The organism is Actinomycetospora endophytica (assembly GCF_021026375.1).
In the GTDB taxonomy this organism is placed as follows: domain Bacteria; phylum Actinomycetota; class Actinomycetes; order Mycobacteriales; family Pseudonocardiaceae; genus Actinomycetospora; species Actinomycetospora endophytica.
On record NZ_JAJNDB010000002.1, the window covers coordinates 526,453 to 540,016 of the forward strand.

The 13,564-nt window shown below is 74.1% G+C and carries 11 protein-coding genes; 8 read left to right on the top strand and 3 right to left on the bottom strand.

Annotation, left to right across the window (positions count from 1 at the left end):
- Window positions 1–3 precede the first annotated feature (3 nt).
- The 3 genes from LQ327_RS13420 to menE form a co-directional block, all read right to left on the bottom strand.
- Complete coding sequence (locus LQ327_RS13420) at window positions 4–930, bottom strand: 1,4-dihydroxy-2-naphthoyl-CoA synthase (protein ID WP_230734296.1); 927 nt, start codon at window positions 928–930, stop codon at window positions 4–6.
- A 10-nt stretch (window positions 931–940) separates the two neighbouring features.
- Complete coding sequence (locus tag LQ327_RS13425; protein WP_308286304.1) at window positions 941–3,406, bottom strand: ferredoxin-like domain-containing protein; 2,466 nt, start codon at window positions 3,404–3,406, stop codon at window positions 941–943.
- Window positions 3,407–3,608: 202 nt separating this feature from the next.
- On the bottom strand, window positions 3,609–4,823 hold the full coding sequence (gene menE, locus LQ327_RS13435) for an o-succinylbenzoate--CoA ligase (protein WP_230734298.1): 1,215 nt from the start codon (window positions 4,821–4,823) through the stop codon (window positions 3,609–3,611).
- 24 nt (window positions 4,824–4,847) lie between these two features.
- Between menE and LQ327_RS13440 the strand changes: the two genes are divergently transcribed.
- The 8 genes from LQ327_RS13440 to LQ327_RS13475 all read left to right on the top strand — a co-directional run bounded on the left by LQ327_RS13440 (window position 4,848) and on the right by LQ327_RS13475 (window position 13,557).
- Entirely contained in the window at window positions 4,848–5,921 is a 1,074-nt protein-coding gene (locus LQ327_RS13440; RefSeq protein WP_372460680.1) for an o-succinylbenzoate synthase, read from the top strand.
- 33 nt (window positions 5,922–5,954) lie between these two features.
- Window positions 5,955–6,407: a cyanase gene (cynS, locus tag LQ327_RS13445; RefSeq protein ID WP_230734300.1), complete on the top strand. Its 453-nt coding sequence runs from the start codon at window positions 5,955–5,957 to the stop codon at window positions 6,405–6,407.
- Window positions 6,408–6,550: 143 nt separating this feature from the next.
- Window positions 6,551–7,360 (top strand): TIGR02569 family protein, encoded by an 810-nt coding sequence (locus LQ327_RS13450; protein ID WP_372460681.1) that lies wholly within the window; start codon window positions 6,551–6,553, stop codon window positions 7,358–7,360.
- A 155-nt stretch (window positions 7,361–7,515) separates the two neighbouring features.
- Window positions 7,516–8,907 (top strand): nitrate/nitrite transporter, encoded by a 1,392-nt coding sequence (locus LQ327_RS13455; protein ID WP_230734304.1) that lies wholly within the window; start codon window positions 7,516–7,518, stop codon window positions 8,905–8,907.
- Window positions 8,908–8,994: 87 nt separating this feature from the next.
- On the top strand, window positions 8,995–11,598 hold the full coding sequence (gene nirB, locus LQ327_RS13460; protein WP_308286306.1) for a nitrite reductase large subunit NirB: 2,604 nt from the start codon (window positions 8,995–8,997) through the stop codon (window positions 11,596–11,598).
- Window positions 11,595–12,026: a nitrite reductase small subunit NirD gene (gene nirD, locus LQ327_RS13465; protein ID WP_230734306.1), complete on the top strand. Its 432-nt coding sequence runs from the start codon at window positions 11,595–11,597 to the stop codon at window positions 12,024–12,026. Before nirB ends, nirD begins: the two co-directional genes overlap by 4 nt.
- Entirely contained in the window at window positions 12,023–12,880 is an 858-nt protein-coding gene (locus LQ327_RS13470) for a uroporphyrinogen-III synthase (protein ID WP_230734308.1), read from the top strand. The genes nirD and LQ327_RS13470 overlap by 4 nt, the downstream gene beginning before the upstream one ends.
- Entirely contained in the window at window positions 12,877–13,557 is a 681-nt protein-coding gene (locus LQ327_RS13475; RefSeq protein ID WP_230734310.1) for a sirohydrochlorin chelatase, read from the top strand. Before LQ327_RS13470 ends, LQ327_RS13475 begins: the two co-directional genes overlap by 4 nt.
- Window positions 13,558–13,564 lie beyond the last annotated feature (7 nt).

Genomic DNA, 13,564 nt, shown 5'->3' on the forward strand with positions numbered 1-13,564 from the left:
CGATCAGTAGTACCAGGGGAACGGCGACCAGTCGGGGGCGCGCTTCTCGAGGAAGGACTCCTTGCCCTCGACGGCCTCGTCGGTCATGTACGCCAGCCGCGTGGTCTCCCCGGCGAACAACTGCTGGCCGACCAGCCCGTCGTCGATCAGGTTGAACGAGTACTTCAGCATCCGCTGCGCCTGCGGCGACTTCCCCAGGATCTCGCGCGCCCACTGCAGTGCGGTCGACTCCAGCTCGGCGTGCGGCACCACCTCGTTCACCGCCCCCATCCGGTGCATCGCCGCCGCGTCATACGTCCGCCCCAACATGAAGATCTCCCGGGCGAACTTCTGCCCCACCGCCCGCGCCAGATACGCCGACCCGTACCCGCCGTCGAACGACCCCACATCGGCGTCGGTCTGCTTGAACCGCGCGTGCTCGGCCGAGGCCAGCGTCAGGTCCGCCACCGCGTGCAGCGAATGCCCACCCCCGGCCGCCCAGCCGTTCACCACCGCAATACAGATCTTCGGCATGAACCGGATCAGCCGCTGACACTCCAGGATGTGCAACCGGCCCGCGTGCCCTGCCTCCGTCGGCGACACCGCGGTCTCCGACGACGCGTACTGATACCCCGTCCGCCCCCGAATTCGCTGGTCACCGCCGGAACAGAACGCATGCCCCCCGTCGCGCGGGGACGGGCCGTTACCGGTCAGCAGCACCACCCCCACATCCGGCGAGGTCCGGGCGTGCTCCAGCGCGGTCGCGAGCTCGTCGACGGTGTGCGGCCGGAACGCGTTGCGGACCTCCGGGCGGTCGAACGCGATCCGAACACACCCCAACTCCCGACCCCCGGACGGCTCGGACGCCCGGTGATAGGTGATGTCGGTGAACGCGAACCCCTCCACCGCCCGCCACGCCGCAGGATCGAAGATCGACTCGTCGGTGCTCACGCGCCGGACTCTAGGAGGCGGCCGGACCCGCCGCCCGGCCCGCCGTCGCGAGGGGGAGAGCGCGCACCCCGTCGCCGTCGTCGCCACCGCCCGGCGCCCACGCGAGCGCGGGCAACCCGCGCAGGGCGCTGACGACGACGCCGATCCCGGTCCGCCCGATCGTGTCGGCCAACGACTCGTGGCCGACCCGGTGCTCCTCCCAGACGGCCACGACGGCCTCGACCAGCGCGGGGACGTGGTCGGCGGCGACGCGTCCGAGGACGCGCCCGAGCCGGTCGCGGCCGAGATCGCCGCCCAGGTGGACCCGGTAGCCGGGGACGCGGTGGCCGTGGATGGAGACCAGGTTGCCCGCCAGCCCGAGGTCGGCGGCCTGGTGCCGGGTGCAGCTGGCCGGGCAGCCGGAGAGGCTCACCCGCAGGCCGGAGTTGCGCCGCAGGGCAGGGAGGTCCCAGAGGGTGCGCGCGAGGTCTTGGGTGGGAGTGATCGCCAGGGCGCACACCGGGGCGCCGACGCAGGCCCGGACGTCGCGGGCCGGGTGCTGGGCGCCGACGATCAGTCCGACGTCGGACAGTGTCGACCGCAGCGCCGCCACCCGATCGACGGGCACGTCGCGCACGACGACGTTCTGGTCCCGTGTCGGGCGCAGCACGCCGTCGCCGTCCGCCTCGGCCACGGCGGCGAGGGCGTCGAGCGCGTCGGCCGAGAGCTCGCCGAGCGGCACGGTCGCGGTGACGGTCGCGAGGCCCGCGCGGGTCTGCGGGCGGACGTCGGTGCCCCACCCGCCGTCGGGAGCGGTCTGCGACGCGGTGGACACGGGCCCGGGCGCCAGCGCGGCGGGCACGGGCCACGGACGGCGGCCGGTGGCCTGCTCGGCCTCGGCGACCAGGGCGGTGAACCGGGCCAGCCCGAGCCGCGCGACGAGGAACTTCAGCCGGCCACGGTTCGGGGTCTCGTAGGCGCCGTGCGCGAGGAAGACCTCGAGAACGGCGTGCACCGCGGGCAGCATCCGCTCGCGGGGCAGGAAGTCGACGATCCGGCTGGCCAGCGTCGGGGACGAGCGCCCGAGGCTGCCGCCGACCCAGAGCTCGTAGCCGGGGCGGCCGTCGTCGTCGAGGGTCGAGACGAGGCCGATGTCGGACACCTTGGCCTGGTCACGGCAACGCGCGCAGCCGCCCACGCCGATCGTGAGGCGCTGCGGCAGCCGGGCGTTGAGGTCCGGGCCGAGGGCGAGCAGCGAGTCGGTGAGCTGGGCCGCGTCCGCGGTGCAGTCGAACGGCTCCTCGGCCGAGACGCCGGCGTCCGGGCAGCTCGTGACGCCGCGGACGGTGTGGCCGCAGGTGGAGCTGGTGTCGAGGCCCACCTCGCGCAGCCGGTCGAGCAGACCCGGGACCTCCGGTGCGGGCACGTCGTGCAGCTCGACCTGCTGGCGCGTCGTGAGGTGGACCCGCCCGCCGGTGTGGCGGCGCGCGAGGACGGCGAGCGCCCGCGCGGCGTCGGCGCCGAGCGCGCCCCTCGTCCGGGCCCGGACGAGGAAGTGCTGGTCGGAGGCCTGGGAGCAGACCCCGAGGGTCTTGAGGCTGTAGCGCTCGAGTGCCCCGAGCCCGCCCGCGCCGCCGAGGGCGGTGAGGTCGAGCGGCAGGCCGGCCCGCTTGCTGGCGACGACGTCGCCGGGTGCGTCCCGTCCGCCGGGCCGGGCGGTGCGCTGTCCCGGCCGGTGCCCGGTCAGCGGGCGCGCGAGCGACGGCACCGTTCCGCTCACGCGCGATGGTGTCGCCGGGGCGAGGCCGGTGACCAGCACGTACCCGGTGCCGCGGACGGTGCGGATCATGTCGCGGTGCCCGGCGCCGAGGACACGGCGCAGCTGTTTGACGTGCACGTCGACGGTGCGGGCGCTGCCCTCGTAGTCGCGTCCCCACACCGTGGCGAGCAGGTGGCGACGGGACAGTGGGCGGCCGGCGTGCTCGACGAGCTCGCTGAGCAGCTCGAACTCGCGGCGCGCCAGGTGCAGCGGCCGGTCGGCGACCCGCGCCTGGAACGAGGCGGTGTCGACCACCAGGTCGCCGACGGCGAGCGCGTCCTGGCCGATCGGGGCGGGCGCGGCCGCCGGGGCGGGATGGGCGGGCGGGGGCACCGCGCGGGCGGCGAGGCGCAGCCGCAGCTCGATCTCGGCGGGGGCGGCGTCGGTGAGCAGGAGGCCCTCGAGCGGCTCCTCGGCGTCCGCGGGCAGCGCCGCCTCCGGACCGAGGATCAGCAGCCGGGGCAGGCCGGGCCGGGCGCGGGTGACGGCCGCCGCGAGCTCGCCCGCCGCCCGGGGCCGGTCGCGGCCGTCGAGCAGGACCCCGTCGACCTCGCCGAGCGTGGCGAGGACGCCGCCCGCGGCCATGCCCACGAGCGTCGTGCGGTGGGCCGGGAGCAGGGCGAGGCCGGGGACGACGTCGTCGACGGAAGCTGCTGGGCTGACGAGGAGCAGGTGCACGCGAAACCTCCCGCCGGATCGAGGTGGGAACCGCCTCCGCGCGCGCCCGTCGTGGGTGAAGGAGCGCGGGACGCCGCGGGGTCTGGTGGCCGACCGACGGCAAGGCAGTGATCCCACCACGACGGTCGTCGCCACCGGCTACGAGCGTGTGACGACGGTGTTTCCGGCGGCGTGGCCTGGATCTCAGGACGGCCGGGTCCGCTCAGCCGGCGAAGAGCGCCCGCACGGCCGCGCGGTCCGGCTTCCCGATGCCGTGCACCGGCAGGGCGTCCAGCACCCGCACGCTGCGCGGCGCCGCCCGGCCGAGGCCCTGGCTCGAGAGCCCGGCCGCGACCTGGTCGCGCACCGCGTCGCCGTCGAGCGCACCGCCGTCCCCGCCGGCCACCACCGCCACGACCCGGGCACCCCACTCGTCGTCGGGCACGCCGACCACGCACGCCTCGCGGACCCCGGGCACCGCGAGCAGGGCCCGCTCGACGGCGGTGGGCGCGACCTTCTCCCCGCCGGTGACGATGACGTCGTCGGCCCGGCCGAGGATCTCGAGCCGCCCGTCCGGGCCGAGCCGGCCCAGGTCGGAGGTGCGGAAGCGGCGGGCCGGCAGGAAGTCGGCCGCCGCGGTCTCGTCCGCGCCGCGGTAGCCCTCGGCGACAGTGGACCCGCCCAGCACGACCCGTCCGGCGCCGGACGGATCGACGTCGTCGAACTCCACGCTGACGCCGTCGAGCGCCACCCCGTCGTAGACGCAGCCGCCGCAGGTCTCGCTCATGCCGTACGTCGTGACCACCCGGACGCCGGCCGCACGGGCGCGCTCGAGCAGCACGGGATCGGCGGCCGCCCCGCCGAGCAGCACCGCCTCCAGCGACCGCAGCGCGTCGAGGCCCGCACCGGACCCCGACCCGTCGGCGTCGTCGAGCAGCCGGCGCAACTGCGTCGGCACCAGCGACGTCCGGCTCACCGCCCCGCCGCCGTCGCCCGCCGCCGTCTCGAGCGCCGTAGCGAACGCGTCCGGGCGGAAGCCCTCCTGCAGGTCCATCACCGCGGCGGGCGTCCCCGCGCGCGCCGAGCGCAACAGGACCTGGATGCCCGCGACGTGGTGGGCGGGCAGCGCGAGCAGCCACCGTCCCTCGCCGCCGAGCCGGGCCGACGTCGCCGCCGCCGACGCCGCGAGCGCCGAGCCGGAGAGCAGGACCGCCTTGGGGACGCCGGTCGACCCGGACGTCGTCACGACCGCCGCGACCCCGGCGTGCACCGGTTCGACGAGGGCCGCGCGCGGGCTCGGGTCGCCGGGGCCGGTCGGCAGTACCGCGGGCCCCGCTCCGGTGCTGGCCGTGATCAGGCGTGCGGCGAGCTCGCGGGCCGCCCGCGCGGAGCCGTCGGTGGTGACGACCTCCACGGGTCGGCCGGAGGGATCGTTCATGTCTCTACGGTAGGCACGGTGGATGTGACACCGAGCGGGGCGGCGGCCCCCGCCCGATCCGGCCCGCTCGCGAGCGTCACCGGACCCCACGGCCTCCCCCTCGAGGCGGTCGTCGTCGCGCTGCCGATGCGGACGCGGTTCCGCGGCATCACGGTGCGCGAGACGCTGCTGCTGCGCCGCGCCGACGCCGGATCGGACGCGCCCTGGGGCGAGTTCTGCCCCTTCGTCGAGTACGACGACGAGGAGGCGGTGCCCTGGCTGCGGTGCGCGCTGGAGTCGGCCGGCGTGATCGGTGCCGACTGGGCGACCCCGGTGCGTCACGAGATCCCGGTCAACGCCACCGTGCCCGCCGTCGGGCCGGCCGACGCGCACCGCGTCGTCGCCGCGTCCGGTGCGGGCACCGCCAAGGTGAAGGTCGCCGAGCCGGGCGCCGACCCCGCCGCCTCGCTGGCCGCGGACCTCGCCCGCGTCGAGGCCGTCCGGGACGCCCTCGGCCCCGGCGGGCGGGTGCGGGTCGACGCCAACGGCGGGTGGGACGTCGAGGCCGCCGTCGCGGCGGTCACCACGCTGGATCGCGCCGCGGGCGGGCTGGAGTACGTGGAACAGCCCTGCGCGACGGTGGACGAGCTCGCCGCCGTACGACGCCGGGTCGACGTCCCGATCGCCGCCGACGAGTCGATCCGTCGCGCCGAGGACCCGATGCTGGTGGTCGCGGCCGAGGCCGCCGACGTCGCCGTCGTCAAGGTCGCGCCGCTGGGCGGGGTCGCCGCCTCGCTGCGGATCGCCGAGGCGATCGGGCTGCCGTGCGTGGTGTCCTCGGCCGTGGAGAGCTCGGTCGGGCTCGCCGCCGGGCTGGCGCTCGCGGGCGCGCTGCCGGCGCTGCCGCACGCGTGCGGGCTGGCCACGACGAGCCTGCTGGCGGCGGACACCGTCGCGGCGCCGTATGTTCCCGACGGCGGGTCGCTGCCGGTCCCGACCGCACCGCCGCGGCCGGATCCCACGACCCTCGCGCCGTCGCTCGCGTCCCCGGACCGGGCGTCGTGGTGGCTCGACCGGTTGAACCGGGTACTACACCGGGTGGACGACGAGGTCCGCTGACGACCACCGACCCCGCTGATCAGGAGAGTGCAGATGCCGGACACGTACGACCGACTGGAGGCCGGCCGCGCGATCGTCGCGGCCAAGGACGCGAAGGGCATGAGCTGGCAGCAGCTCGCGGACGCCCTCGAGCGCTCCCTGGTGTGGACGACGTCGGCGTTGCTGGGACAGCAGCCGCTGTCCGCGGAGCAGGCACAGAAGGTGGGTGGGGTCCTCGGGCTGGAGGACGACGTCGTCGTCGCGCTCTCGCTCCCGCCGGTGCGCGGGGAGTCCGCGCTCGACCCCACCGAGCCGGTCACCTACCGCCTGCAGGAGGCCCTGCAGGTGTACGGCACCGCGCTGCACGAGCTCATCCGCGAGGAGTTCGGCGACGGCATCATGAGCGCCATCGACTTCTCGCTGGAGTTCGAGCGCGAACCCGACCCGAAGGGCGACCGCGTCAAGCTGACCTGGAGCGGGAAGTTCCTGCCCTACAAGGTCTGGTGACACACGCTCGACACGCCGCCGCGGCGTCGGACTGACTCGACCGGTCCGGGGGTAGCGTGCGGAGCGTGACCGCCGCCCCACCTCAGGACTCCCGGGTGCAGCAGCCCGCCGCGGGCGGCGAGCCCGAGGGCCCGCCGCTGCACGTGCGGACCGCGTTCGGGGTGCGCGAGGCGGAACCACGACCACGCCCCCACCTCCCCGGACCGGCCTGGACCTGCGACGGCGTGCTGCTGCGCCCGGTCTCCGACACGGTGCTGGCCGCCTGGTCGGCCGCCACGGCGGAGGAGCTCTCCGGCTCCGGCGTCGACGGCGTCCGGGTTGCCCGCCCGGTGCGCGCGTCCGACGGCCGCCGCGTGGTGTCGGGCTGGGCCGCCTGCCACGACGTCGCGGGCCAGGTCCGGCCGCGCCACGACGACGTCGTCGCGGTCTCGCTGCGGCTGCACCGCGCCACCGCGAAGATCGCGCGTCCCCGCTTCGTCGACGACCGGGACGACATCCTCGCCCGCGCGGACCGGATGGCCTTCGGCGAGCGCACGGTGTCCCTCGACGCCGAGACCGGCGGCGACCTGTTCGCCGAGCTCGCGCGGCGCCGCCTGAAGCTGCCGGTCCCCTCGCAGCTGGTGCACGGCGACCTGTTCGGCACCGTGCTCTTCGACGGACCGGACGGGCCCGACGGCCCCACCACCGAGCAGGCGCCGCCCGCGGTGCTCGACATCGTGCCGTTCTGGCGGCCCGTCGAATGGGCCGCGGCCGTCGTCGTCGTGGACGCCCTGGCCTGGGGCGGGGCGGACGCCGGGATCGTCACCCGCTGGTCCCACCTCGTGCAGTGGCCGCAGATGCTGCTGCACGGCCTGCTGTTCCGGCTCGCCGTGCACGCCCAGCACCCGGCCTGCACCAAGGAGTCGCTGCGCGGGCTCGAGCACGCGGCCCGGGTGGTCACCGAGCAGTTCTGAGGCGATCCCCCACCCGGGATTCATGCCGCCCTCTCGCTCCGTCACGTCCCTGAAACACGCAGTCATCAGCGTGTAGCGCCCGATTCCTACCGTCTGCCCCGGATCAGGGATCGTCCGAACGGACGCGCCCCCGGACGACGAGAGGGCGAAGGCAGATGAGCGTGGCCGCAGAACCGTCAGGGGCCTCCGGGACCCGCGGGGGGCGCTGGATCGACGACTGGCGCCCTGAGGACCAGGGGTTCTGGGAGAGCACCGGAAAGAAGATCGCGAACCGGAACCTGTGGTTCTCGGTGTTCTCCGAGCACATCGGGTTCTCGATCTGGTCGCTGTTCGCGGTGCTCACGCTGTTCATGGGCGACGCGTACCACATCGACACCGCGGGCAAGTTCTTCCTGGTGTCGATGCCGACGCTGGTCGGTTCCGTCCTGCGCCTGCCCTATTCGATGGCGGTCGCGGTGTTCGGCGGCCGCAACTGGACGATCATCTCGGCGGCACTGCTCCTGATCCCGTCGATCCTCCTCGCCATCGTCATGCACCCCGGCACCTCGTACACGACCTTCATGATCGTGGCGGCGATCGCCGGCGTCGGCGGTGGGAACTTCGCCTCGTCGATGACGAACATCAACGCGTTCTTCCCCGAGAAGGAGAAGGGCAAGGCGCTCGGGCTCAACGCCGGTGGCGGCAACCTGGGCGTCGCGGTCATCCAGCTGGTCGGCCTGCTGGTCATCGCCACGGCCGGGACCGGCGCGCCGCGGATCGTGCTCGCCGTCTACATCCCGCTGATCGTGATCGCGCTGGTCTGCGCGGTGCTGTTCATGGACAACCTCTCGACGGTCCGCAACGACTCCGGGGCACTGGCCGAGGCGGCGAAGGACGCGCAGACCTGGATCATCTCGTTCCTCTACATCGGCACCTTCGGGTCGTTCATCGGCTACAGCTTCGCGTTCGGCCTGGTGCTGCAGAACCAGTTCGGCCGCACCCCGCTGCAGGCGGCCGCCATCACGTTCATCGGCCCGCTGCTGGGATCGCTGGTGCGCCCGCTCGGCGGGATGCTCTCCGACCGGATCGGCGGCACGAAGGTCTCCTTCTGGAACTTCGTGGCGATGGCCGTCAGCGCCCTGATCTGCATCGGGGCGTCGTCGATCAAGTCGCTCCCGCTGTTCGTCATCGGCTTCGTGCTGCTGTTCATCACGTCCGGCATCGGCAACGGCTCGGTGTACAAGATGATCCCGGCGATCTTCCGGACGAAGGCGCTGGCGGCGTCGGAGTCCCGGGGCCGGGACGAGACCGCGGCCCTGCTCTGGGCCCGGCGGGTCTCCGGCGCGGTGATCGGCATCGCCGGCGCGATCGGCGCCTTCGGTGGCCTGCTCATCAACCTGGCCTTCCGGCAGTCGTTCCAGGTGGCCAAGAGCGGCACCCCGGCGTTCTGGTCCTTCGTGGCCTTCTACGCCGTCTGCTTCATCGTGACCTACCTCGTCTACATGCGGAACTCGAAGGCGGCCACCGACCCGAAGACGGGTTCGACGGTCAGCTACGCGTCCGTGTAGGTGCGTTTCGCGCTCGTGAGCACTCATCGTCGCTATGGCGCCAATGAGTGCTCACGAGGCCGAAGGCCACCTGTCGAAAGGAGCCTCGTGCAACCCCGCACTGTCGTCGTGGTCGGTCATGGAATGGTCGGTCATCGGTTCGTCGAGTCGTTGCGTCGTCGCGATTCCGGAGGCGCGTGGCGAGTGGTCGTTCTCGCTGAGGAATCGCGTCCGGCGTACGACCGGGTGGCGCTGTCCTCGTATGTGGGAGAAGCGAGCGAGGACGACCTGGCGTTGGCCGACGACGGGTTCCACGCGGACTCGCTGGTCGAACTCCACCTGGACGACCCCGCCGTCGCCGTCGACCGGGATCGCCGGGTGGTGACGACTCGGAAGGGCCGGTCGGTGGCCTACGACGAGCTCGTGCTGGCGACGGGATCGGTGCCGTTCGTGCCGCCGGTGCCGGGCCGCGATCTCGACGGGGTGTTCGTCTACCGCACCCTCGATGACCTGGACGGGTTGCGGGAAGCCGCCGAGCAGGCCACGGTGGGCGCGGGTGCCGGCCGGCGTTCCGGGGTGGTCGTCGGGGGCGGGTTGCTGGGGCTGGAGGCGGCGAACGCGCTGCGCCGGCTGGGGCTCTCGCCGCATGTGGTGGAGATGGCGCCGCGATTGATGCCGGTGCAGGTCGACGAGCCCGGCGGGGCGCTGCTGGCGCGGCTGGTCTCCGAGCTGGGCCTGCGGATCCACACCGGGGTGTCCACGTCCTCGATCGCCCGGGATCACCGCGGTGGGCTGACGGTGACGCTCTCGGACGGCCTCGAACTCGACGCGTCGGTGGTGGTGTTCTCCGCCGGTATCCGCCCCGCGGACGGGTTGGCCCGCGAGGTCGGCCTGGAGGTCGGCGAGCGCGGCGGGGTGCTGGTCGACGAGCGCTGCCGGACGGCCGACGAGCACGTGTGGGCGATCGGGGAGGTCGCCGCGGTCCGTGGCCGCACCTACGGCCTGGTCGCGCCCGGCTATGCGATGGCCGAGGTCGTCGCGGGCCGGTTGGCGGGGGATGACGCCGAGGGCCGGTTCACCGAGGCGGACATGTCGACCAAGCTCAAGCTGCTCGGGGTGGACGTCGCCAGCTTCGGCGACGCCCACGCGTCGACCCCCGGCGCGTTGGAGGTCCGCCTCGATGATCCCGTGGCGGGCACCTATTCCAAGCTCGTCGTCTCCGACGACGCACAGACCCTGCTCGGTGGGGTGCTGGTCGGGGACGCGGCGAACTACGAGACGTTGCGCGGGTTCCTCGGCGAGAAGCTCCCGGGCGATCCGATGTCGCTGATCGCCCCGGCCGGCGACGGCGCGGTCGGGGTGGGGATCGACGCGCTGCCCGACGGCGCGCAGATCTGCTCGTGCAACGCGGTCACCAAAGGCGCGCTGGTGCATGCCATCACCAGCGGCGAGGCGGCCACCGTCCCGCAGTTGAAGGCCTGCACCCGCGCCGGCACCACCTGCGGCTCGTGTGTCCCCACCCTCGGCAAAGTCCTCGCGTCCTGTGGGGTCGAGGTGTCCAAGGCGCTGTGCGAGCACTTCAGCCAGTCCCGCGCGGAGCTCTACGAGATCGTGATGGCCACCGGCCTGACCACCTTCTCCGACATCCTCACCGAGTACGGCACCGGCCGCGGCTGCGATGTCTGCAAACCGGCGGTGGCTTCCATGCTGGCCACCCTCGCCGGTGGGCACGTGCTCGACGGCGAACAGGCCACGCTGCAGGACACCAACGACCACTTCCTCGCCAACATGCAACGCAACGGCACCTACTCGGTCGTGCCGCGGCTGCCCGGCGGCGAGGTCACCGGCGACGGTCTGATCGCGATCGGGGAAGTCGCCCGGGACTTCGGGCTCTACACCAAGATCACCGGGGGGCAGCGCATCGACATGTTCGGCGCCCGCCTCGACGACCTCCCGGCCATCTGGCGCCGGCTCGTCGATGCCGGGTTCGAGTCCGGGCACGCCTACGGCAAGGCCCTGCGCACCGTGAAGTCCTGTGTCGGGACGGACTGGTGCCGGTACGGCGTGCAGGACTCGGTCGGGCTCGCCGTCGCCCTCGAGCTCCGCTATCGGGGGCTGCGAAGCCCCCACAAGCTCAAGTCGGGCGTCAGTGGCTGCGCCCGGGAGTGCGCCGAGGCCCGCTCGAAGGATTTCGGGATCATCGCGACCGAGACCGGTTGGAACCTCTACGTCGGCGGCAACGGCGGCTTCACCCCCCGTCACGCCGAACTCCTCGCGTCGGATCTGGACACCGCCACGCTGGTGCGCACCATCGACCGGTTCCTGATGTTCTACGTGCGCACCGCCGACCGGCTGCAGCGCACCGCCCCGTGGATCGAGTCCCTCGACGGCGGCATCGAGCACCTCCACGCCGTGGTCATGGAGGACTCGCTGGGGATCTGCGCCTCACTCGACGCCCAGATGGCCCGCCACGTGCGCAGCTACGCCGACGAATGGGCCGCGGTGCTCGACGACGACGACAAGCTCGCCCGGTTCACGTCGTTCGTGAACGCCCCCGGCACCCCGGACCCGACGATCGAGTTCGTCGACCACCACGGCCACCGCGTCCCGGCCGGCATGAAGGACGGCCAACCCACCGACCTCGGCGCCCTGGGCTTCGACACCAGCGTTCCCATCGCCGGCCCGACCATTCCCGTGGGAGCCCCCGCATGACCGCCCAGGCCGACGTCCGTCTCCACCCCGCGGGCACCACCGCCGGGGCCGAGGCCAAGGACCCCCGTCCGGACCCGGGGGTTCCCACCACCCCGGAGCCCGCCGACGGCTGGACCCCGATCTGCCCGCTCGAGCGGCTCCAGCGCGAACGCGGCGTCGGCGCGCTGGTCGGCGGCGAACCCGTCGCGGTGTTCCGCACCCACGACGACGCCCTCTACGCCCTGCACAACGTCGACCCCTTCTCCGGCGCCTCCGTGCTCTCCCGCGGCATCGTCGGCGACCTCGCGGGCACCCCCGTCGTCGCGTCCCCGCTGTTCAAACAGCACTTCGCGCTCGACACCGGAACCGCCGTCGAGGACCCGACGGTCACCGTCGCGACCTATCCTGTCCGGGTGGTGGACGGGACGGTCGAGGTCGGAGGCGCATGACGTCGGAGGTGGGGCCGTTGGAGGGCGTGCGGGTCGGGGTGACCGCCGACCGGCGCGCGGACGACCAGATCGAGCTGCTCCACCGACGCGGCGCCACCACGCTGCACGGCGCGACGATGCGCATCGTCCCGCTCACCGACGACACCGAGTTGGCCACGACCACGCGCACCCTGCTCGAGAAGCCGGCCGCCGTCGTCGTCGCGACCACCGGCCAGGGCTTCCGCGGCTGGATCGAGGTGGCCGACGAGTGGGGACTCGGCGAGGACCTGCGCGCCGTCCTCGGTGACGCGGCCGTCCTCGCCCGCGGGCCGAAGGCGCGCGGGGCGATCCGCGGGGTCGGGCTGCGCGAGGCGTGGGCGGCCGAGGCGACCGAGTCGTCGCCGGAGGTGCTCGAGCACCTCCTCTCCGGCGGCGAGGGCCCCCTGGCGGGCCGGCGGATCGCGGTCCAGCTGCACGGCGACCCGATGACGTCCTTCCTCACCGCGCTGCGCGAGGCGGGCGCCGACGTCGTCGAGGTGCACGTCTACCGCTGGGAACCGCCGCCCGACCTGCCCGCGGTCGACGCCCTCATCGACGCGATCGTGGGCCGCGCGGTCGACGCCGTGACCTTCACCAGCGCGCCCGCCGTCGAGGGGCTGCTGCACCGCGCCGAGAGCCTCGGGCGGACCGAGGACCTGCTCGCGTCCTTCCGCGGCGGACCGGACGGTGCGGGTGCGCTGGCGTGCGTCGTGGGCCCGGTGACGGCGGCGCCCCTGGACCGCCGGGACGTGCCGTCGATCGCCCCCGACCGCTTCCGGCTCGGCGCCATGGTGCGGCGGCTCGAGGAGCATGTAGCGGGTACCCCGGCACGATGAGACCGCCGGCACTGGTCGTCCTCGCCCACGGCACCGGCGACGCCGCCGGTCGCGGCACCTGGGGCCGGCTGCTGCTGCGGCTGCGTGATGCACTTCCCGGCGTCGAGGTCCGGCTCGCCTACGCGGGGGTCGCCCGGCCGCGGTTGGCCGATGTCCTGCCGGAACTCGACAGCCCCGTCGTCGTGGTGCCGGCGTTCCTCGCGGCGGGGTTCCACGTGCGGGTCGACGTCCCGGGGCAGCTGGCGGAGATCGGTCGCGACGACGTGACGCTCGCCGACCCGTTCGGGCCGGACCCGGGGCTGGTCGAGGTGGCAGTGGAGCGGCTGCACGAGGCCGGCGGCGCGGACGGTCGGGCGGTGGTGCTGGCGGCCGCGGGCTCGACGGACCCGGTCGCGCAGGCGGACCTCCGCACCGCCGCGGGGCTGTTCGCCGAGCGTCTCGGCACGGCGGTGCCCGTGGGCTACATCGCGGGCGGCGAACCGCGGGTGGCCGACGTGGTCGCGGCGCAGGACGGGCCGGTCGCGCTGCTGACCTGGCTGGTCGCGCCCGGGGCGTTCCACCGCTGGCTCGCCGACGCCGGGGCGGCCGTGGTGGCCGAGCCGCTGGGTGATCACGACGGCGTCGTGAACGTGGTGCTGGACCGCTATGTGCGCTCCGCGCCTGTGAGCACAAATTGACGCCCTG

What these genes read in the sequence shown, in the direction of transcription:
- menE (WP_230734298.1), bottom strand. Translation starts at nt 4,823, where the DNA reads ATGAACGATCCCTCCGGCCGACCCGTGGAGGTCGTCACCACCGACGGC.
- cynS (WP_230734300.1), top strand. Translation starts at nt 5,955, where the DNA reads ATGCCGGACACGTACGACCGACTGGAGGCCGGCCGCGCGATCGTCGCG.
- LQ327_RS13455 (WP_230734304.1), top strand. Translation starts at nt 7,516, where the DNA reads ATGAGCGTGGCCGCAGAACCGTCAGGGGCCTCCGGGACCCGCGGGGGG.
- nirD (WP_230734306.1), top strand. Translation starts at nt 11,595, where the DNA reads ATGACCGCCCAGGCCGACGTCCGTCTCCACCCCGCGGGCACCACCGCC.
- LQ327_RS13470 (WP_230734308.1), top strand. Translation starts at nt 12,023, where the DNA reads ATGACGTCGGAGGTGGGGCCGTTGGAGGGCGTGCGGGTCGGGGTGACC.
- LQ327_RS13475 (WP_230734310.1), top strand. Translation starts at nt 12,877, where the DNA reads ATGAGACCGCCGGCACTGGTCGTCCTCGCCCACGGCACCGGCGACGCC.